The organism is Agrobacterium sp. LEGMi-208b, from assembly GCF_059511785.1.
Genome location: NZ_CM183445.1, coordinates 1,633,268 through 1,652,838, shown reverse-complemented (window position 1 = coordinate 1,652,838; position 19,571 = coordinate 1,633,268). Strand labels below are relative to the sequence as shown.

18 protein-coding genes and 1 riboswitch are annotated in these 19,571 nt (G+C 59.9%); of the genes, 5 read left to right on the top strand and 13 right to left on the bottom strand.

Annotated elements, in window-relative coordinates:
- Nucleotides 1-1,038, bottom strand: coding sequence for a cobalamin biosynthesis protein CobW (cobW, locus tag AC5YUO_RS08165; RefSeq protein ID WP_496152946.1), 1,038 nt, complete (start codon nucleotides 1,036-1,038; stop codon nucleotides 1-3).
- Nucleotides 1,035-1,460: a DUF1636 family protein gene (locus tag AC5YUO_RS08160; RefSeq protein ID WP_496152945.1), complete on the bottom strand. Its 426-nt coding sequence runs from the start codon at nucleotides 1,458-1,460 to the stop codon at nucleotides 1,035-1,037. Before AC5YUO_RS08160 ends, cobW begins: the two co-directional genes overlap by 4 nt.
- 120 nt (nucleotides 1,461-1,580) lie before the next feature.
- Nucleotides 1,581-1,795: riboswitch (cobalamin riboswitch) on the bottom strand.
- Between the two features lie 135 nt (nucleotides 1,796-1,930).
- Here AC5YUO_RS08160 and cobO point away from each other — a divergent pair.
- Together cobO and AC5YUO_RS08150 are read left to right on the top strand one after the other, a co-directional pair.
- Nucleotides 1,931-2,548, top strand: a complete 618-nt coding sequence (cobO, locus tag AC5YUO_RS08155; RefSeq protein ID WP_496152944.1) for a cob(I)yrinic acid a,c-diamide adenosyltransferase — start codon at nucleotides 1,931-1,933, stop codon at nucleotides 2,546-2,548.
- Nucleotide 2,549: 1 nt separating this feature from the next.
- On the top strand, nucleotides 2,550-4,007 hold the full coding sequence (locus AC5YUO_RS08150; protein ID WP_496152943.1) for a cobyric acid synthase: 1,458 nt from the start codon (nucleotides 2,550-2,552) through the stop codon (nucleotides 4,005-4,007).
- Here AC5YUO_RS08150 and cbiB read toward each other — a convergent pair.
- Entirely contained in the window at nucleotides 3,994-4,959 is a 966-nt protein-coding gene (cbiB, locus tag AC5YUO_RS08145) for an adenosylcobinamide-phosphate synthase CbiB (RefSeq protein WP_496152942.1), read from the bottom strand. The genes AC5YUO_RS08150 and cbiB overlap by 14 nt on opposite strands.
- Here cbiB and cobD point away from each other — a divergent pair.
- A complete protein-coding gene (cobD, locus tag AC5YUO_RS08140) occupies nucleotides 4,958-6,004 on the top strand; it encodes a threonine-phosphate decarboxylase CobD (RefSeq protein WP_496152941.1) in 1,047 nt (348 codons plus the stop codon). The two genes, cbiB and cobD, sit on opposite strands and share 2 nt — an antisense overlap.
- Here cobD and AC5YUO_RS08135 read toward each other — a convergent pair.
- From AC5YUO_RS08135 to AC5YUO_RS08095, 9 genes are all read right to left on the bottom strand, one after another.
- A complete protein-coding gene (locus AC5YUO_RS08135; protein WP_496152940.1) occupies nucleotides 5,986-7,263 on the bottom strand; it encodes an L-fuconate dehydratase in 1,278 nt (425 codons plus the stop codon). The genes cobD and AC5YUO_RS08135 overlap by 19 nt on opposite strands.
- 36 nt (nucleotides 7,264-7,299) lie before the next feature.
- The gene (locus tag AC5YUO_RS08130) at nucleotides 7,300-7,629 is read right to left on the bottom strand and encodes an L-rhamnose mutarotase (RefSeq protein ID WP_496152939.1); all 330 of its coding nucleotides are present in this window, start codon (nucleotides 7,627-7,629) and stop codon (nucleotides 7,300-7,302) included.
- 11 nt (nucleotides 7,630-7,640) lie between these two features.
- Nucleotides 7,641-8,774: a mannitol dehydrogenase family protein gene (locus AC5YUO_RS08125; RefSeq protein WP_496152938.1), complete on the bottom strand. Its 1,134-nt coding sequence runs from the start codon at nucleotides 8,772-8,774 to the stop codon at nucleotides 7,641-7,643.
- Nucleotides 8,771-9,781 carry a zinc-binding alcohol dehydrogenase family protein gene (locus AC5YUO_RS08120; protein WP_496152937.1) on the bottom strand — a complete coding sequence of 337 codons (1,011 nt, stop codon included), beginning with the start codon at nucleotides 9,779-9,781 and terminating at the stop codon, nucleotides 8,771-8,773. The genes AC5YUO_RS08125 and AC5YUO_RS08120 overlap by 4 nt, the downstream gene beginning before the upstream one ends.
- Before the next feature lie 3 nt (nucleotides 9,782-9,784).
- Nucleotides 9,785-10,606, bottom strand: coding sequence for an amidohydrolase family protein (locus AC5YUO_RS08115; RefSeq protein WP_496152936.1), 822 nt, complete (start codon nucleotides 10,604-10,606; stop codon nucleotides 9,785-9,787).
- Nucleotides 10,607-10,610: 4 nt separating this feature from the next.
- Nucleotides 10,611-11,624 carry an aldo/keto reductase gene (locus AC5YUO_RS08110; RefSeq protein ID WP_496152935.1) on the bottom strand — a complete coding sequence of 338 codons (1,014 nt, stop codon included), beginning with the start codon at nucleotides 11,622-11,624 and terminating at the stop codon, nucleotides 10,611-10,613.
- Nucleotides 11,625-11,689: 65 nt separating this feature from the next.
- Complete coding sequence (locus AC5YUO_RS08105) at nucleotides 11,690-12,631, bottom strand: ABC transporter substrate-binding protein (RefSeq protein WP_404502016.1); 942 nt, start codon at nucleotides 12,629-12,631, stop codon at nucleotides 11,690-11,692.
- A gap of 75 nt (nucleotides 12,632-12,706) precedes the next feature.
- A complete protein-coding gene (locus AC5YUO_RS08100) occupies nucleotides 12,707-13,729 on the bottom strand; it encodes an ABC transporter permease (RefSeq protein WP_065114417.1) in 1,023 nt (340 codons plus the stop codon).
- A gap of 8 nt (nucleotides 13,730-13,737) precedes the next feature.
- Nucleotides 13,738-15,303, bottom strand: coding sequence for a sugar ABC transporter ATP-binding protein (locus AC5YUO_RS08095; RefSeq protein WP_496152934.1), 1,566 nt, complete (start codon nucleotides 15,301-15,303; stop codon nucleotides 13,738-13,740).
- Nucleotides 15,304-15,558: 255 nt separating this feature from the next.
- On the opposite strand from AC5YUO_RS08095, the gene AC5YUO_RS08090 reads away from it, so the two are divergent.
- Together AC5YUO_RS08090 and AC5YUO_RS08085 are read left to right on the top strand one after the other, a co-directional pair.
- Nucleotides 15,559-16,251: a FadR/GntR family transcriptional regulator gene (locus AC5YUO_RS08090; protein ID WP_400817364.1), complete on the top strand. Its 693-nt coding sequence runs from the start codon at nucleotides 15,559-15,561 to the stop codon at nucleotides 16,249-16,251.
- Nucleotides 16,252-16,295: 44 nt separating this feature from the next.
- Nucleotides 16,296-17,828 (top strand): UxaA family hydrolase, encoded by a 1,533-nt coding sequence (locus AC5YUO_RS08085; RefSeq protein WP_400817362.1) that lies wholly within the window; start codon nucleotides 16,296-16,298, stop codon nucleotides 17,826-17,828.
- Between the two features lie 89 nt (nucleotides 17,829-17,917).
- On the opposite strand, the gene purH is transcribed toward AC5YUO_RS08085, so the two are convergent.
- Entirely contained in the window at nucleotides 17,918-19,534 is a 1,617-nt protein-coding gene (gene purH, locus AC5YUO_RS08080) for a bifunctional phosphoribosylaminoimidazolecarboxamide formyltransferase/IMP cyclohydrolase (protein ID WP_496152933.1), read from the bottom strand.
- Nucleotides 19,535-19,571 lie beyond the last annotated feature (37 nt).

Genomic DNA, 19,571 nt, shown 5'->3' with positions numbered 1-19,571 from the left:
TCAGGCGGCCAGCATCTGTTCGATCTTTTCGCGGTTAAGACCCTTTTCGCCGATGACGACGAGGCGGCTGCGGCGCTCTTCACCCGCCGCCCAGGGCCGGTCGTAATAGTGGTTGACGCGGCTGCCGACAGCCTGCACCTGCAGGCGCATCGGCTTTGCGGAAACCTCGATGAAGCCCTTGATACGCAGGACATTTTCCGCAGCCGCCGTCTCGGCGATACGGGCTGCCAGCGCTTCCGGATCGGTCACGGCCGGCAGGTCGATGACGAAGCTGTCGAAATCATCGTGTTCATGGTCAAGTTCACCATCATGATGGGTGCGGCGGTTTTCGATATCCTCTTCCACCGCAAGGCCGAGACCGATCAGAACGGCGGGGTCGATGGCGCCATTCGAGGCCACAACGATCTTTGCCGCCCTCGGCAGATGTTCGAGAACATGCGCCTTGGCCTTGTCCAGACCGGCATCATCAAGAAGATCGGCCTTGGTCAACACGATAAGATCGGCGCAGGCGACCTGATCCTCGAAAACCTCTTCGACCGGGTCATCGTGATCGAGTGCCTCGTCATTGGCCCGCTGGGCGGCGAGCGCTTCCATGTCATGCGCCACTTGACCTTCGGCAAGGGCGGCGCCGTCCACCACCGCCACGACGGCATCCACCGTCACGCGGCTCTTGATCGCCGGCCACTGGAAGGCCTGCACCAGCGGCTTTGGCAGGGCAAGGCCCGAGGTCTCGATGAGGATATGCTCCACCTTGGGCTGGCGGCTTAGAATCTGTTCGATGGCGGGCTGGAAATCATCCGCCACCGTGCAGCAGATGCAGCCATTGGCCAGTTCGACGATGTTTTCTTCCGGGCAGCTCTCAATGCCGCAGCCTTTGAGAATTTCGCCATCGATACCGATATCGCCGAATTCGTTGACGATGATCGCCAGCCGCTTGCCATCCAGCTTTTCTAGAAGCCCGCGCAGCAGCGTGGTTTTTCCCGCCCCCAGAAAGCCGGTAACAATCGTGCAGGGAACGCGGTCCAGAAGGGTGCTCATGATTTCTCCTCGGTAAAATCGAATGGGGGAATGCGCGCCACCATGCCGCGCTTTAAGGGTTCAGGGCGGCCGCGCCAGGGCATCAGGCCATCGGGGGCGGCAGCCAGCAGCCGCGCGCCGGTCAGCAAATCTTCCGCATCACCGGGGGTCAGCCCGCCGAAAACATAGGACCAGCCGCTGGCACTGCGCAGTACGGCACTAAGCCCGCGCTTGCAATTGGCGAGGCAGTTGACGGAATGAACGGTGATACCCGTTTCCTCCGCCTTTGCGATGACGGCGTTGACAAGATGCGAACCGGGGCGCGGTTCGGCATTGGGATCGGCTTCATCGCGACAGCTCCTGCAAACGAAGACGATCACGCCGGACGCCGTTTCGTCCGGCGTGTTTCCGCCTGCAGATGAAGATGTCGCTGAAATATCCAAACCGTATCGTTTCCCGCGCCTTGCAAAAATATCTCGGGGTGCGGATATCGAAAACGGCATGCGGACAGGCGCAAACCGGATGTTCGATCTAACCGACTGACCGGAGCACCCCGCCCGACAGACGTTTTTCCTGAAACGGCAGGTCTCCTGGCTCGCGGCTTTACACCCTGACACCGCCTTCCCGAACCATCTTAAGGGTCCAGTGGCTTTACGGTGCGGGCTTACCGCTCACAGTTGCGGGGGCAGCCACGGAATGACCCGGTGATCGGGTTGGAACCGTGTTCCCTCTTAGCTTTTCCCGTTGCCGCGAAAAGACCGTCAGTTCGCTACCCTTAGGCTGAACGGGCGGAAGGGTCAATGCCGCGGCCCCGTGGCCGGCGCATTGCCGGGTGCGGCAAATTGGGTATAGTCGCCGCTCCGAACGGCGGGTGGCAGCGGATCCCGCGCCACTGGATGAAAAGGAAAATGCAATGATACGCGACATCAGCGACAGCGAAGCCGAACGCCACCGGCAGAAAATGGTCAACCGCAAGACGGTGCAGGATGCCGAAGTTGCGGCAAAGACCATCGAAAAAGGCCTGCTGATGATCAACACCGGTCCCGGCAAGGGCAAGTCCACGGCCGCTTTCGGCCTTGCCCTGCGCATGCTCGGCACCGGACGGCGGGTCGGCGTCGTGCAATTCATCAAGGGCGCATGGTCAACGGGCGAACAGCAGGCGCTGACTTTGTTCGGCGACAAGGTTGTCTGGCGCACCATGGGCGAGGGTTTCACCTGGGACACGCAGGATCTGAAGCGCGATGTTGCGGCGGCCACAAAGGCCTGGGAAGAAGCCAAGCTCCTGATGGCCGACGAGACTATCGGTCTCCTGATCCTCGACGAGCTGAACATCGCGCTGCGTTACGACTACCTGCCGCTGGAGGAGGTGGTCGAAACGCTTGTCCGCCGCAGGCCCGATCTGCATGTGGTCGTCACCGGCCGCAATGCCAAACAGCCGCTGATCGACGCCGCCGACATGGTGACGGAAATGACCCTCGTGAAGCATCACTTCAAGGCGGGCGTAAAGGCGCAGGCGGGGATAGAATTCTGACATGGCGGCACGGGTGCTGATGTTTCAGGGAACCGGCTCGGATGTCGGCAAGTCGCTGATGGTGGCCGGGCTTGCCCGCGCCTTCGTCAGGCGCGGCCTCTCCGTCATGCCGTTCAAACCGCAGAACATGTCGAATAATGCGGCCGTCACCGCCGATGGCGGGGAGATCGGCCGCGCACAGGCGCTGCAGGCGCGGGCGGCGGGCGTGCCGCTCTCCGTTCACATGAATCCGGTACTGCTGAAGCCGCAAAGCGAGACCGGCGCGCAGGTGGTCGTCCAGGGCAAGATCGCCGGCAATGCCAGGGCAGCTGATTATCAGCACATGAAGGCCGGGCTGATGCCGCGCGTGCTGGAAAGCTTCGACCGCCTGAAACAACAGGCCGATCTGGTTCTGGTGGAAGGGGCGGGCAGCGCATCCGAAATCAACCTGCGTGCCAATGACATCGCCAATATGGGTTTTGCCAGAGCCGCGGACGCGCCCGTCATCTTGATCGGCGATATCGACCGGGGCGGTGTCATCGCCAGCCTCGTCGGCACGAAAGCAGTGCTCGAAAACGATGACGCGGCGATGATCGAAGGTTTCATCGTCAACCGCTTTCGCGGTGATCCGACCCTGTTTTCGGACGGCATGCGGATAATTGCCGAAAAGACCGGCTGGAGCCCGATCGGGCTTCTGCCACATTTTGCCGACGCCGCAAAATTGCCGGCGGAAGATGCTCTCGGGCTTTCCGGCCCGGCTGAGCGAAAACCGGGCGCGAAGATCCGCATCGCCGTGCCGATCCTGCCGCATATTTCCAACTTCGATGATCTCGATCCGCTGGATATGGAACCGGATGTCGAACTGATCCGCGTGCGGCCGGGCGAAACCGTTCCTGCCGATTGCCGGCTGGTCCTGCTTTCCGGCTCGAAATCCACCATCGCCGATCTTGCCGTGCTGAGAAGTGCAGGCCTCGACATCGATATCAAGGCGCATGTGAGACGCGGCGGCTATATCCTGGGTCTCTGCGGCGGATACCAGATGCTTGGAAGAACCATTGCCGATCCTGACGGTATCGAAGGTCCGCCAGCGACGGTCGACGGGCTCGGCCTGCTGGATGTCGACACTATTCTGACGGGTGACAAGCGACTGGTTTCCGTTACAGGGAAAAGTTTCGACGGAATTGATTTATCCGGCTATGAAATGCATGTCGGCGAAACCGCTGCCGGACCCGACAACCTGCCTTTTTCGAAAATTGACGGGCATGAAGACGGCGCCATATCACCTGACGGCCGCATCTTCGGCACCTATATCCATGGCCTTTTTTCAGATGACCACCAACGCGGCGCGTGGCTTGAGCGGCTTGGCGGACACGGCACGGCACTGAACTACGATGCGCAGGTGGACACCGTTCTTGATCGCCTTGCGGCGCACATGGAACAGCACCTCGATCTCAACAGGCTACTTGCTATAGCGCGATAAGGATTGCCGGCAATCCGAACAGGCCGATCAACAGCAGGTCGGCAACCCGCGCCAGCCGCAGCGCCGTGCGAATATCCCCCGCAACCAGCGCCGCCCTTCCGCCTTCGCCCATGAAACGCGCGTCGATCATCTGCCCGCCATAGGAGCGAGGCCCGGCAAGCGCAAAGCCAAGCGCGCCGGCCAGTGCCGCCTCCGGCCAGCCGGCATTGGGGGAACGGTGATGGCGGGCATCGCGACGTATCGCGGCAACCGCCCCGCTGGACGATGCGCCCTTGACGAAAAACGCGGCGACCACGAAAAGACCGCCGCTGAGCCTCGAGGCTGGCAGATTGACCAGATCGTCCAGCCGGGCAGAGGCCCATCCGAAGGCCTCATGACGTTGCGAGCGATGGCCGATCATGCTGTCGGCCGTATTGATCGCCTTGTAGGCCGCCCCGCCCGGCAGGCCCATGAGTGCAAGCCAGAGGGCGGGGGCCACGATGCCGTCGGAAAAATTCTCCGCCAGACTTTCGATCGCCGCCCGGCAGATCGCCGCCTCATCCAGCTTTTGCGGATCGCGGCCGACGATCATCGATACCGCCTTTCGGCCACCTTCCACCCCTTCGCGCTCCAAAGCGGTGGCGACAGCCTCGACATGCTGCTCAAGACTTTTCTGGGCCGGAAGCGAAGCGCCCAGCACGGCAACCAGCAAAAGACCGAAGGGGAAGAGAAGCAGAGCGGATTGCGCAAACCACGCAACAAGCAGCGTCAGCCCGACAAAAACGGCCAGAGCGGCCACACCTGCCGCCTTGCGCTGTGAAAATGACGCGCTCTCCCGGTTCCATTTTTTATCCAGCAGCGCGATAAGCGAACCGATCCAGGTGACGGGATGGCCGATGCGTTTGAACAGCCAGTCCGGATAGCCGGTCAGGCGTTCGATTACGAGCGACAGGAAAGCGAGAGCAAAGAACATGGGCGAGACAGTATCAGAAAAGGCGAAGGCTGCGATCCGTCACGGCGGCAATCTCGGCAGGGCGCGGCTGATGTTTCCGGAAGCGCCTGAACCGTGGATCGACCTTTCGACCGGGATCAATTCGCACTCCTACCTGCATTCGCCCATTCCCGCCAGCGCATTCACCCGCCTGCCGGAACCGGATGCCGCCGAAGAATTGAAACATCTGGCGGCAACCCATTTCGGTGCACCCTCCGCCCGGCATGTGGCTCTTTCCCCCGGAACCCAGATGCTGATGCCATTGCTGGCTCAGATCGCTCTCGGCCGCAGGGCAAAAAGCGGCGCCGTGCTTTCGCCCGCCTATGCGGAACATGCCCGCACGGCGCGCATGGCCGGACTGGCTGTGACCGAAGTAGAAAACATCAATGAACTGTCGGCCCATGACTATGCTGTGGTCGTCAATCCCAATAATCCCGATGGCCGCATCGCCGATCGCGCCGCATTGTTGTCGCTGGCCGAAGCCATGCACCGGAAGGGCGGGCTGCTCGTGGTGGACGAAGCCTTCATCGAGACGGGACTTGCCGAAAGCCTCGCAAATGCCGCCGGTCAGGATGCGCTGGTGGTGCTGCGCTCCTTCGGCAAATTTTATGGCATGGCGGGGGTTCGGTTGGGTTTCGCGATTGCGCAGCCCGGTATCGCCGCTGAACTGGAGGCAAGGCTCGGCCCCTGGGCGGTTTCCGGCCCGGCGCTTTTTATCGCAACGCAGGCTCTGGCGGACGGGGAATGGCAATCGTCCATGCGTCTGCGTCTTGCCGAGGAGGCCCGGCGCATGAATGACATGCTGGAAAAGGCAGGGCTGGCGATTGCCGGCGGCACGTCGCTATTTACTCTGGTGCGGGATCCCCGCGCCGCAGACCTCTTCAGCCATCTTGGCCGACGCGGCATTCTGGTGCGCATTTTTGATGAAAGGCCGAACGACATGCGTTTAGGCCTTCCCGGGAGCGAAACGGAGTGGCGGCGCCTCGAAGAGGCGCTGTCATCCTTCGATTATTCCTCGAACGTATAGGTCTCGATCGACTCCGGCTTCATTTCGATGGAAAAGCCCGGCAGTTTCGGCGGCATGTAAGCGGCATTTCTGATATCGCAGGGCTCGATAAAGTGCTCATGCAGGTGGTCGACATATTCGATGACGCGACCTTCCTTGGTACCGGAAACCACCAGATAGTCGATCATCGACAAATGCTGCACATATTCACAAAGCCCGACGCCACCGGCATGCGGCCAGACCGGCAAATTGTATTTGGCGGCGATCAGCAGCACCGCCAGCACCTCGTTCAGACCGCCCATGCGGCAGCTGTCGATCTGCACCACGTCGATGGCGCCTTCGGCGATGAACTGCTTGAACATGATACGGTTCTGGCACATTTCACCGGTCGCCACCTTCACCGGGCCGATAGCCGCGCGGATCTTGCGATGGCCGGCGATATCGTCCGGGCTGGTAGGCTCCTCGATGAAGAAGGGCTTGGCGAAGGCGAGCTTCTTCACCCAGTCGATCGCTTGATCCACTTCCCATACCTGGTTGGCGTCGATCATCAGGTAACGGTCGGGGCCGATCACTTCGCGGGCGATGGTGAGACGGCGGATGTCGTCTTCCAGATCACGGCCGACCTTCATCTTAACATGGTTGAAACCGGCATCGATGGCCTCCTGGCAAAGACGGCGCAGCTTGGCGTCGTCATAACCGAGCCACCCGGCCGACGTCGTGTAGCATGCGTAGCCTTCGCTCTTCAGCGTCTCGATCCGCTCCTTCTTGCCGCTTTCGGCTTTCTTTAGGATCGCAAGCGCCTCGTCACGGGTCAGCACATCGGTCAGATAACGATAGTCGACGATATCGGCGATTTCTTCCGGGCTCATATCGGCAACAAGCTGCCAAACAGGCTTGCCCGCCTTCTTGGCCAGCAGATCCCATACGGCATTGACGACCGCGCCGGTGGCGAGATGCATCGCGCCCTTGTCCGGCCCGATCCAGCGCAGCTGGCTGTCGCTGGTCAGATGCCGCCAATATTTGCCGGGGTTCTCAGTGACGGTGGCAAGATCGGTGCCCACCACCAGATGGCGCATCGCCTCGATGGCCATGCAGCAAATGTCGTTGCCGCGCCCGATGGTGAAGGTCAGGCCATGGCCCTTCAGGCCCGGCTCGTCGGTGTCGAGAATAACGTAAGCCGCCGAATAATCCGGGTCGGGGTTCATCGCATCCGAACCGTCGAGGCTCTGGGATGTGGGAAAACGCAGGTCGAAAACACGCAGATCTGTAATTATGGTCATGGCCGGTCACTCGCGGTCAGTGTCAAAGGAAATCATTCAATCGTGGTGGAAGGTTTCTTCCATCGTGGCCCACCACTCGCCTTCCTTCCGGCTTTCGAGCGGTTGCTGGCAGGGAATGGTAAAAGACCACCATTCCTGGTTCTTGGGGCTCGCGGCCATCTTCGCCATATCGGCGCCGAAATCGCTGCCGTGATATTCCCAATAGCCGAAGAGCAGATTTTCCGGCTCGCGCAGGAATATCGTGTAATTGCGGATATTGCAGTCGCTGATGAGCGCCAGAACTTCCGGCCAGACGGCGGCATGCAACCTTTTATATTCTGCGATCATCTCGGGCTTGACGCCTATGACCATGCCCATGCGCTGCATGACGAACTCCATTATTGCTTGATGGTGGCAAGCGCCGCACGCAGCCGACGCTGCGGCAGGTTCAATCCCAGCCGTTCCGCAGCAGCGATGATCGGGATGAATCGGCGACGCTTCTTTTCATCGTGATTGCCGGCGATATCGGCCAGCCGATGCGCGAGAAACGGATTGCGCAAACGTTCGCGCAACACTCCGATATAGGCCTCAGCCTCATCTCCCATGCCTTCAGCCGCAAAGACCGGCAGAACCTCATCCCGCCAGAGCGTTTCCAGATCCGCAACCAGCGCATCATCGGCCATTGCCTGACGCACCGTCTCGTCCTTAGCACGCGCATCCTGCGACCAGCGTTCCGCCAGATAGGAATGGCCGAGATTGAGCAGGAAAAGCTTCAGCTTTTCATAGTGATCGAGATCGTCCGTCAGCACCACGGAAGGGTGAGTGCAGGGAAGGACAAGCCCGTCCTGCCTCTCTATCGCCCAAAGCGCGTAGGGTTCGGCCACGGCACCTACCGGATCGATAGGCTCGGAAACGATGCGATCCACCAGACTATTGGCGAAACGGCACTTCTCATTCAGATAAAAGGCAAAGCCCGCCGGCAATTGCCATTCATCGGCAAGCTGGCGAATGATCTGTTTCAGCTTTTCGCCGTTGCGCGGCACGAGCTCACAGGGGAAGATGGACACAGGTGCTTCCGGATTGCGCTGAAAACGCTCCAGCAGCAACACGCAGAGTTTTGCGGGAAAGCTTTTCGGTACGATCGTGAAATCGCCAGCAAGCCCGGCATTATCAGTCGAATCCAGCTCATAACCGCTATCGCCCGTATTGGATAGAATGACCTCGGCCTCGCAGGCAAGGCGGCGCACCTCGACCCAGTCGGTCGCAGCCGTCAATGCCCGCGCGACGGCCTTGCCTTGAATTTCCTCGTCCACCTCCTGCCCATCGCTGATACCGCGAATACGCACGGGGTAGGGTGCACCGCTGTTCAACGCCGCAACGCGCTTCAGGCTCTCCGCATTGCCCGTGGTCTGGACAATTGCAATGCGCCCGAGAGCCTCGCCTTTATCCAGCGCCTGCGAAACGAACAAGTCCGCATGTGCCAGAAGAAAGCGGCTGGTTCCGAATTGCAGAATAGGCGTATCGGGCGTCATGCGACCTCCACCATGCCCTTGATGACGCCGGCTTTCGGATCCGTCAGTCCGGCGAATTTGGAAGGCACATCGGCAAGTGTCATGCGGTGGGTAATCAGCGCTTCCGGTACCTTGCCTTCCCGCAGCGCCTGCAACACCCGTTCGAAATCCTCCGGCGTGGCATTGCGGCTGCCGAGCAGCGTCGTCTCACGCTTGTGGAACTCCGGATCGTTGAAGCTGATATCGCTGGCGACGATGGAGACCAGCACGTAGGAACCACCATGGCCGACGAAGGAGAAGCCACGCTCCATGGCTTTCGGGTTGCCGGTCGCATCGAAGACCGCATCGAAGAAATCGCAGTCGGTGATGTCGGAAAGACGGTCCCTGTCACCTTCGCCGAGTGCAACCGTATGCGCGACGCCAAGATGTTTCCTGCAGAAATCCAGCCGGTCGGTACGTCCGTCGATCATGGTCACTTCGCCGCCATCGAGAACCGCGAAAACGGCAACCGCCATGCCAATCGGGCCGGCGCCGACGATCAGAACCTTCTGCCCCTTTTCGACCGCTCCGCGACGCACCGCATGCGCGCCGATGGCCAGGAATTCGGTCATGGCCGCCTGATCGAGGCTCAACCCCTCCGCCTTCAGCACGAATTGTTGTGGCACGCTCAGATATTCGACCATACCGCCATCGCGGTGAACGCCGAGAACGCCGATGTTGCGGCAGCAATTGCTCTTGCCCTTCAAGCAGGCGCTGCATTTGCCGCAGGAGATATAGGGAATGACGGTGACTACGTCGCCAGCAGAAAGATGGCTGCCTTCCGGCGCGTCTTCCACAGTGCCGGAAAGTTCGTGACCCATGATGCGCGGATAGGAAAGATAGGGCTGGTTGCCGGTGAAGATATGCAGATCCGTGCCGCAGACGCCGATGCGGCGAATGCGCACCAGTACTTCACCTTCACCGCGCACAGGCTTGGGCAAGTCCTTGGCGGTGAGTTGACCGGGAGTGTCGCAGAAAATCGCCAGCATGCATCACCTGTCGGAAAGGGAATAAAAACGGATGGCGTTGCCGCCGAAAACGGCCTCATGGTCCTCTGCCGGCACGACATCGCGGCAAAAATCCAGCCATGCCTGATAATCGCCAGCCAGCCGCAACACCGGCCAGTCGCTGCCGAAAATCACGCGGTTTGCGCCGAACAGTTCCAGAATGGTTTCGGCATAAGGCCGTACCGCCTCCGGCCGTTGATCGCCGCGTTCGGTCAGAAGGCCGGAGAGCTTGCAATGGACATTGGGAAGAACCGCCAAAGCGGCCATGTCCCTGCGCCAGCCGCTGTAGTGACCGGTAGCAATCAGCGGCTTCGCACCATGATCGATGACAATAGGCAATTGCGGATGGCGGCGGGCAAAGGCGAGGAGATGCGGCAGATTGGGCGGCAAGACTAGCGCATCGAACACCAGTCCGTGCGTCGCCAGCGCTTCCACGGCGGCATCCAGCGCTGGATCGTCGATCCAGGCTACATCCTCCATGCCTTGCAGCATGGGGCGCACGCCCTTAAAGGCCGGGTGTTTTGCCCGGTGGCCAATTTCCACCACGGCACCGGCAGACTTCATATCCACCCAACCGACAACACCCTTGATGAAATCGGTCTTTTCCGAAAGCGCCAGCATGAAATCCGTGTCGGCCGCGGTCTCCATCGTCTGCACCAGCACCGTGCCGGAAACCCCCGCAGCAGCCAGCAACGGCAACAGGTCGGCCGGAAGAAAGTCCCGATAGATCGCAGCAAGCGATGGCGGCGGCCATTGCCCGGCGCGATCCTTCATCAGCCAGAAATGCTGGTGGGCGTCGATAATCATCGCCTCAAGCCTTTCCGCCGGGCACCGGCGCGCCTTCGGCGATCAGGCCACGCCTGTGCAGTTCGGACCAGAATTCATCCGGGATCGACTGCTCGAACCATTCGATATTGGCGGCAAGTTGTTGCGCGTTGCGCGCGCCTGACACGACCGTGACCGAAGCCGAATGGGCAAGCGGAAACTGCAGCGCGGCCGCCTGCAGCGAGACGCCCAGCTCCTCGCACACGCCCTGCAGCGCATCGACGCGGGTGAGGATATCGGCAGGTGCATCGGCATAATTGAACTTGCGGTTGCCGGCCAGAATGCCCGAATTAAATGCACCTGCTACAACGATGCCGACGCCGCTTTCAGCGCAGCGGTTCATGAAGGCGAGGCTCTGCTGCTCCAGAAGCGTATAACGACCGGCAAGCATGGCGACGTCGATATCGAAGACATCCATGGCATCGCTGACGATTTTCCACTCATTGACGCCAAGACCAACGGCGCCCGTCGATCCTTCCTCACGCAGCTTGCCAAGCGCCCTGAAACCGCCGCCGGTGGTCAGCTGCTCCCAATAGTGCCGGTGCTTTTCGCCATGGGTATAAGAGCCGATATCATGCACATAAAGAATATCCGGCTTCAGAATGCCAAGCCGCTGCTGGCTGGCCTCAAAGGAGCGCAGGATACCGTCATAGGAATAATCATAAACCGGGCGGAAGGGCAACGGTGCAATATAGGCGTCTTCCTCCGGGCCGACGGTTTCATCGGGAACCATCACACGGCCGACCTTGGTGCTGAGCGTATAGTCGCCCCGCTCATGCTCCGTCACCATGGTGCCGAGACGACGCTCCGACCGCGTATAGCCGTAAAAGGGTGCGGTATCGAAATAACGCATGCCGCTTTCCCATGCCTTGTCGAACGCACCTTTAGATTCCTCATAGGGCGTGACGCGGTAGAGATTGCCCATCTGGGCGCAACCAAGACCCATGACCGTGACGTCAACGGCGCGGCGCGGCAATTTACGTATATCGGAGACTTTCATCGCAGGGACTTTCCAGCTTGTCTTTGGAAGGACGCGCCGCCGCACAGCGGCGCGTCATCACGCAATCAGTAAAGAACGTTCTTGGCTTCCGGCTTGTCGATATTGTCCTTGGTGACAACAACGACGCCGGTATCGACGAACTTCTCGACCTTTTCCTTGTTGATGAGCTTGGAGATGGTCTCTACGCCCTTTTCACCCATCTGATAGGAACCCTGAACCACGATGCCGGCGAGCGTGCCGTCCTTGACAAAGCCCTGAAGGTCCTGATTGCCGTCGAAGCCGATGGCGACAACCTTGCCGGCCTTGCCGCTCTGGGCAAGCGCACGGCCGACGCCGATTGCCGTCGGCTCATTGGCGCCGAAAATGCCCTTGAGGTCGGAATTGGCGGCCAGAACGTCGGTGGTCTGGTTCAGCGCGGTCGCCATCTGCGACTGCGAATAGAACGGGCCGACGATCTTCAGGTTGGAGTTCATCTGGATGTAATCGGTGAAACCGCCAACGCGGCCGATTTCCGAACCGGCACCGGCTACATAGGACATGACGGCGATCTTGCCTTCCTTGCCCACCTTGTCGATCAGCGCCTGTGCGGCCAGTTCGCCGGCTTTCTTGTTATCGGTCGCGAGGAACGACTGGTAATACTGCTCCGAGCCGCTCGCCAGCTGCGAGTCGATCAGCACCACGGGAATACGGGCCTCCCAGGCCTTCTTGACGGCAGGCACCAGCGCGTCCGGATCGGAAGGGGCAAGAACGATACCCGCAACCTTACGATTGATGGCGTTTTCAACCATGTTGACCTGGTCGGCGATCGCGGATTCGGCTGCCGGACCCTGGAAGGTCATGGTGTTACCGGAAGAGTTCTTCATCGCCGCATCGGCGCCCTTCTGGACGTTCTGCCAGAAGGTGGAATTGACGGTCTTGACGATGACGGCGATTTCGCCGGCCTGCACGGTGGAAACGCTCCACAGCGCGATTGCGGATGTCAGAAGGGCAGTCGCAATTTTCTTCATTTCTTCCTCCGTGATGTCGGCATATCGGGCCTCCCCTTGCCGATCTTTTTGCGGAAAGGGTCCGCAGGCCCTTGATCAGCGGCGGTTGCGCAGCTGGTCGATCCAGACGGTGACCAGAATGACGAGGCCGATGATGATCTGTTGCGTGAAGGCGGAGACGCCGTTCATGTTGAGACCGTTGCGCAGGATGCCGATGACGAAGGCGCCGATGGCGGTGCCGGAAATCGTGCCCACCCCGCCGATCAGGGACGTACCGCCGATAACCGCGCTGGCAATCGCATCCAGCTCATACATCACACCCTCATTCGGCTGGGCGGTGACGAGGCGCGACATCAGCACGCAGCCCGTCAACCCGGCGAGCGTGCCGGACAGGATGTAGGTGAAATTGGTGACGCGGGCGACATTGACACCGGACAGGCGCGCGGCATCCGCATTGGAGCCGACGGCATAGATGTGACGGCCGAGGATCGAGCGGTTGAGCATGAAGGAGACCGCAAGCGCAATCACCACCATCAGGATAACGGGGTAGGGGATGCCGGGAAACACCACATTCGGAAAGCCGTCGTCACCGATATTGACGATGCGGAAAAGAGCGCCATTGCCGAGTTCGCCGAAGGATTCGCCGAGACCGGAGACAGCGCGCGCACCGGTGATCTGCAGCGCCACGCCACGGGCGATCAGCATCATGCCCAGGGTGGCAATGAAGGGCGGCAGCTTGAAACGGGTGACAAGCAGGCCGTTGATAAGGCCGCAGAGTGACCCCGTCAGAATGCCGAGCAACATCCCGACCGGCACGGGCATGCCGAGTTCTTTCACGGCAAGCGCGGCAACGACGCCGGCAAGCGCCAGAACCGAGCCGACGGAAAGATCGATGCCACCCGTAATAATGACACAGGTTGCGCCAATGCCGAGAAGCGCGATGGAGGTCACCTGCAGCGCGATCGTCATGCCATTATTGACGGTGAAGAAAGCGCTGCTGGTTGCGGAGAAGACCGCGACAAGGGCAAAGAGGCTACCGAGCGCCGCAAACTTCTGGATAATATCCTTCTGGCGGTCGCTGACAGCAAAGCTCTTCTTGGGTTCTGCAATATTGGCCATGTCGTTCCTCACTGCGCGGCCCGGCCGTAACCGGACGCATACCGCATGATTTCTTCCTGATTGGTCTTGGCGGTTTCGAGCACGCCCGTGATACGGCCCTGATGGAAAACGGCGATACGGTCCGTCAGCCCGAGAATTTCCGGCAGTTCCGAACTGATGAGAATGACACCGATGCCCTGCGCGGCCAGTTCGTCCATGATCTTGTAGATCGCGAATTTCGCGCCGACATCGATGCCGCGTGTCGGCTCATCGAAGAACAGCACGCGCGACTGCCGGAACAGCCATTTGCCGATGATGATTTTCTGCTGATTGCCGCCCGAAAGCAGCCGCACCGTCTGTTCGATCGAGGGGGTGCGGATATTCAGGAGATCGACGTAGCGCTTCGCAACATCATCATGCTTCTTGAAATCGATCAGGCCGAAGCGGTTGGAAACCTCGCCGAGATTGGCAAGCGTGGTATTGGCCGCAACCGACATCTTGATCGCAAGGCCATCGCTTTTGCGGTCCTCCGAGAGATAGGCAATGCCCTCCCGGATAGCGTCCTGCGGCGAACTGATGGAAAGTTCGCGCCCGTTGAAAACGATCTTGCCCGCATCAAGCGGATCGGCGCCGAAGATGGCCCGGGCGACTTCGGTGCGGCCGGCGCCCATCAGCCCGGCAAAACCGAGGATTTCACCGCGCCGCAGCGAAAAACCGACATCGTGGAACACGCCGCTGCGCGTCAGGCCTTCAACCGAGAAGATGATGTCATCCGTCGGACGGGACGTGCGTTCGGGGAACTTGTCTTCCAGCGAACGCCCGACCATGCGCGTGACGATGTCATCGACAGTGATCGAAGCGAAATCGTCGGTCGAAATATAACGTCCATCACGCAGAACCGTCACCCGGTCGACGATTTCGGCCATTTCATCCAGACGATGGGAAATATAGACAATGCCGACACCGGATGCCTTGAGATCACGGATAACCTTGAACAGGAGCCGCGTTTCCTGCTCGGTCAGCGAGGAGGTCGGCTCGTCCATGATGAGCACTTCGGCGTCAAGAGAGAGCGCCTTGGCGATTTCCACCATCTGACATTGCGCGACCGAGAGGCCACGCACGATCTGGTCGGGGTCGATATCGACACCCAGCCGGTCGAGACAGCACTTGGCGTCAAGCCGCAGTTTTTTGCGGTCGACGAGGAAACCGCGGCGCGGCTCGCGCGCAAGATAGATGTTTTCGGCGACGGAAAGATGCGGAACGAGGTTGAGTTCCTGGTGAATGATGGCGATGCCGGCGGCTTCGGATTCCAACGGCGATGCATATTGCACCTTCACACCCTTGTGCAGGATGGTGCCGTCGCTCGGCTGATAGACGCCGCTGATGATTTTCATCAGCGTCGATTTTCCCGCGCCATTCTCGCCGCAGACCGCATGCACTTCGCCGCTGCGCAGATCGAAATGCACATTCGACAGCGCCTTGACGCCCGGAAATTCCTTGCTGATGTTTTCGAGACGCAGAAGCACCAAACGCTCCGCGTGCGCCATCTCCCCAGGCGAAAATTCGCCCCGAATTGTCGATGCGCCCTGCGACATCAAAAAACCTCCACCCGCACTCCCCGCTCCACCGGGGGTCATGAACAGGCCAAATGGTTAGGCCGGTTTCGGATAATGGTCAAGCCAATTAGCTCAAAAAGTGGAGAAGCGCATTCAAGAGAAAGGTGAGCTGTCAAAGATATCTTGAAAATAATGACGTATTTTCAGTTATTTGAGTAAGTTCTTGCGTATTGCTGCGCTTGGCGTTACGGTAAGGCCAAATACCAGCATCACAAAGGCTTCAGCAAAAAACACATGAGTGGTCAGGCCAAAATAGCGGAACCGCGCCGGCTCTATCAGCAGATTGCGGACCAGATACGCGAACTCATCGATCTCGGTGAATTCCTGCCCGGCACACGGCTCCCCGCCGAGCGGGAACTGGCCCAGAAGCTCGGTGTATCGAGACCCTCGCTGCGCGAGGCGCTGATTGCACTTGAAATCGATAATACCGTCGAAATTCGCATGGGTTCCGGCGTCTATGTATCGGCCGAGGCGCTTCAGACGACCCATCACACCAAGTCGATGGGCGACAGCCCCTCCGAGCTGATGCAGGCGCGGGCCGCGCTGGAGGGCGCTACCATCGTTCTGGCGGCAAGCCGGATGACCGATGAAACAATCGCGACCCTCCGTCAGATACTTAATACCATGCAGAGGGAAATCGAGGCCGGTCGCAAACCTCTCGATCAGGATCGCCTGTTTCACGTCACCATAGCCGAACAGTCCGGCAACAGCGTCCTGGCGCGATTGGTGGCGAACCTGTTCGATGAGCGCCACAGCCCCATTTCGGCGCAGCTTCGCGTGAAATTCGAAGATCGCGACACCTGGACCTATGCGCTTCAGGAACACGAAGCGATTCTGGCAGCGCTGGAACTCAAGGACCCGCTGTTGGCGCAAGCGGCAATGCATACCCATCTCGAAGGCTCGAAAAGACGCTGGGTGGAAAGCTGATTTCAAAACATAGCAGGCGATATATATCGGGAGGAGGAAAACCCGTGAGTGAGAATTCCGAGGCAACCATTTTGCTGAACGCCAACGACAATGTCGCGGTGGCGCGCCGGTCTATTCCGGCCGGCGGCGCGACGGGCAGGGGCAATCTGGCGGCGCTGGAGCTTATCGGGCGTGGTCACAAGGTCGCCCTGAAGTTCATTAAATCCGGAGACGAGGTGCTGAAATACGGGCAGGTGATCGGCATTGCGACGCAGGACATCGAGCCTGGCCGGCATGTGCACCTGCACAACCTCGCCATGGTGCCCTCTGAACACGCGCATCAGTTCAGCGTGGATATCGAGGAAAAGGGCATGGTGCCGGAAGCCGCGCGCCGTACTTTCATGGGTTATGACCGTGGCCTCGGCGGCGTTGGCACACGCAACTATATCGGCGTCATCGCCTCGGTAAACTGTTCCGCCACCGTCTCGCGCTACATCGCCGATTATTTCAACAGGCAGGGCGGCCTTGACGGCTTCGACAATGTCGATGGCGTCGTGGCCCTGACCCATGGCGGCGGCTGTGCGCTGAATACCAAGTCGGAAGGTTACCGACTGCTGATCCGCACCATTCAGGGCTACGCCCGCCATCCGAATTTCGGCGGCATTCTGCTGATCGGCCTCGGCTGCGAAACCAACCAGATCGCCCCCATTCTCGAACATTACAAGATGGAAGAGGGTGAACGGCTGCGCACCATGACGATCCAGCAGCATGGCGGCACTCGCAAGACGATCGATGCGGCGATTGCCGAGATCAAGGCCATGCTGCCGATGGTCAATGCCGCCCGCCGCACTGAGCAGCCGCTCTCCAAGCTGAAGGTGGCCCTGGAATGCGGCGGTTCGGATGGTTATTCCGGCATCTCCGCCAATCCGGCTCTGGGCTATGCGTCTGATCTCATCGTCCGCAATGGCGGCACCACCGTCCTCTCGGAAACGCCGGAAATTTACGGTGCCGAGCATCTGTTGACGAAGCGTGCCGTCACCCCTGCAGTCGCCGAGAAGCTCTTGCAGCGCATCGACTGGTGGCGGGATTATACCGCCCGCAATGGCGACGAACTCAACAACAATCCGTCCCACGGCAACAAGCTCGGCGGCCTGACCACCATTCTGGAGAAATCGCTTGGCGCAGTCGCCAAGGGCGGCTCCATGCCGCTAAAGGCGGTTTATGAATTCGCAGAGACCGTGACGGAACAGGGTTTCGTCTTCATGGATACGCCCGGCTATGACCCGGTTGCCGTCACCGGCCAGGTTGCCGGCGGCTGTAACGTCATCTGTTTCACTACCGGCCGCGGTTCGGTTTCAGGTTTCAAGCCCGCACCCTGCATCAAGATCGCCACCAATTCCGAAATGTATGAACACATGAAGGAAGACATGGATATCAATTGTGGCGAGATCGTCACCGGCGCCGAAACCATCGAAGAATCCGGCAAACGAATTTTCGAGCATATTCTGGCCGTGGCTTCCGGCGACAAGACCGTCAGCGAGATTTACGACTACGGCGACAATGAATTCGTGCCTTGGCAGGTTGGAGCGGTGACCTGAACCTGCAGCCGCACCAAGATTGTCCCACGTGAAACAAAAGGCCCGGAAATCGCTTTCCGGGCCTTTGTTATTCCTGACTATTTCCGCGCTTAGTGGCGGAAGTGGCGCATGCCGGTAAAGACCATTGCGACATTATGCTCGTTTGCGGCATCGATCACTTCCTGATCGCGCATGGAGCCACCGGGCTGGATAACAGCGGTGGCACCTGCGGCAATCGCAGCGAGCAAGCCGTCGGCAAAGGGATAGAACGCTTCTGAAGCGACGGCGGAGCCGCGTGTCAGCGGTTCGGCAAGGCCGAGAGCCTTGGCAGCATCTTCCGCCTTCTGCGCCGCGATACGGGCCGAATCCACACGGCTCATCTGACCTGCGCCGATGCCCGCGGTCTGTCCGTCCTTGGCATAAATGACGGCATTGGACTTCACATGCTTGGCGATCTTGAAGGCGAACTTCATATCCTCAAGCTCCTGCGCCGTCGGTGCACGCTTCGTGACGACCTTGAGGTCCAGATCCTCGACCATGCCATTGTCACGGCTTTGCACAAGCAGGCCACCGGAAACGGTCTTCGCCGTAATGCCGGCCGCGCGCGGGTCGGGCAGGCCGCCAGCGGTCAAAAGGCGCAGGTTCGGCTTGCGAGCGATGATGGACTTGGCTTCTTCGGTCACATCAGGCGCGATGATGACTTCGGTGAAGAGCTTGACGATTTCTTCCGCCGTTTCAGCATCAAGCGTGCGGTTCAAGGCGATGACACCGCCGAAAGCGGAAACGGAATCACATGCCAGCGCCCGCCGATAGGCTTCGGCAAGTGTCGGGCCAGTCGCAACGCCACAGGGATTTGCGTGTTTGATGATGGCGACGGCCGGCGCATTTTCCGGCAGAAACTCCGCCACCAACTCATAAGCCGCATCCGTGTCATTGATGTTGTTATAGGAAAGCTGCTTGCCCTGAAGAAGCGTCGCCGTCGCGACGCCGGGGCGCTTTTCACCGGTCAGATAAAAACCGGCGCTCTGATGGGGGTTTTCGCCATAGCGCATCTTTTCCTTCAACGCGCCGCCGATGGCGCGGTAATCAGGCGTCTCGATCGCCAGCGCTTCGGCAAACCAGTTGGAAATGACAGCGTCATAAGCGGCGGTGCGGGCATAGGCCTTGGCAGCGAAACGCTGGCGCAGCGCATAAGATGTCTGGCCGTCATCAGCCTGCAGCGCTTCAACCAGGTCAGGGTAGTCGGAAGGATCGGTAACGACAGTGACATAGGCATGGTTCTTGGCAGAAGCGCGGATCATCGCCGGGCCGCCAATATCGATATTCTCGACCGTCGTCGGATAATCGCCGCCCTTGGCGCGGACTTCCTCGAAGGGATAAAGATTGATGACCGAGAGATCGATCGCCTCGATACCGTGCGCCTTCATTGCCTCGACATGCTCCGCATCGTCCCGGATCGCCAGAAGCCCGCCATGTACATTGGGATGCAGGGTCTTGACGCGGCCGTCCATGATCTCGGGAAAATTGGTCACGTCGGAGACATCCGTCACCGGCAGGCCCGCTTCGGCAATGGCTTTCGCTGTACCGCCGGTTGACAGGAGCTTGACGCCAAGCTTCGACAGAACCGTCGCCAGCTCGATAATGTCGGTCTTGTCGGACACGGAAAGAAGCGCCGTACGGATTTTGACCTTATCGGGGGCGGGAATTTTTTTGGACACAACAGCCATCAGGCAAACTCCGTTTAACGGGGAGGACAGGCTGGAA

What these genes read in the sequence shown, in the direction of transcription:
- cobW (WP_496152946.1), bottom strand. Translation starts at nt 1,038, where the DNA reads ATGAGCACCCTTCTGGACCGCGTTCCCTGCACGATTGTTACCGGCTTT.
- cobO (WP_496152944.1), top strand. Translation starts at nt 1,931, where the DNA reads ATGATACGCGACATCAGCGACAGCGAAGCCGAACGCCACCGGCAGAAA.
- AC5YUO_RS08150 (WP_496152943.1), top strand. Translation starts at nt 2,550, where the DNA reads ATGGCGGCACGGGTGCTGATGTTTCAGGGAACCGGCTCGGATGTCGGC.
- cobD (WP_496152941.1), top strand. Translation starts at nt 4,958, where the DNA reads ATGGGCGAGACAGTATCAGAAAAGGCGAAGGCTGCGATCCGTCACGGC.
- cbiB (WP_496152942.1), bottom strand. Translation starts at nt 4,959, where the DNA reads ATGTTCTTTGCTCTCGCTTTCCTGTCGCTCGTAATCGAACGCCTGACC.
- AC5YUO_RS08135 (WP_496152940.1), bottom strand. Translation starts at nt 7,263, where the DNA reads ATGACCATAATTACAGATCTGCGTGTTTTCGACCTGCGTTTTCCCACA.
- AC5YUO_RS08130 (WP_496152939.1), bottom strand. Translation starts at nt 7,629, where the DNA reads ATGCAGCGCATGGGCATGGTCATAGGCGTCAAGCCCGAGATGATCGCA.
- AC5YUO_RS08125 (WP_496152938.1), bottom strand. Translation starts at nt 8,774, where the DNA reads ATGACGCCCGATACGCCTATTCTGCAATTCGGAACCAGCCGCTTTCTT.
- AC5YUO_RS08120 (WP_496152937.1), bottom strand. Translation starts at nt 9,781, where the DNA reads ATGCTGGCGATTTTCTGCGACACTCCCGGTCAACTCACCGCCAAGGAC.
- AC5YUO_RS08115 (WP_496152936.1), bottom strand. Translation starts at nt 10,606, where the DNA reads ATGATTATCGACGCCCACCAGCATTTCTGGCTGATGAAGGATCGCGCC.
- AC5YUO_RS08110 (WP_496152935.1), bottom strand. Translation starts at nt 11,624, where the DNA reads ATGAAAGTCTCCGATATACGTAAATTGCCGCGCCGCGCCGTTGACGTC.
- AC5YUO_RS08105 (WP_404502016.1), bottom strand. Translation starts at nt 12,631, where the DNA reads ATGAAGAAAATTGCGACTGCCCTTCTGACATCCGCAATCGCGCTGTGG.
- AC5YUO_RS08100 (WP_065114417.1), bottom strand. Translation starts at nt 13,729, where the DNA reads ATGGCCAATATTGCAGAACCCAAGAAGAGCTTTGCTGTCAGCGACCGC.
- AC5YUO_RS08095 (WP_496152934.1), bottom strand. Translation starts at nt 15,303, where the DNA reads ATGTCGCAGGGCGCATCGACAATTCGGGGCGAATTTTCGCCTGGGGAG.
- AC5YUO_RS08090 (WP_400817364.1), top strand. Translation starts at nt 15,559, where the DNA reads ATGAGTGGTCAGGCCAAAATAGCGGAACCGCGCCGGCTCTATCAGCAG.
- purH (WP_496152933.1), bottom strand. Translation starts at nt 19,534, where the DNA reads ATGGCTGTTGTGTCCAAAAAAATTCCCGCCCCCGATAAGGTCAAAATC.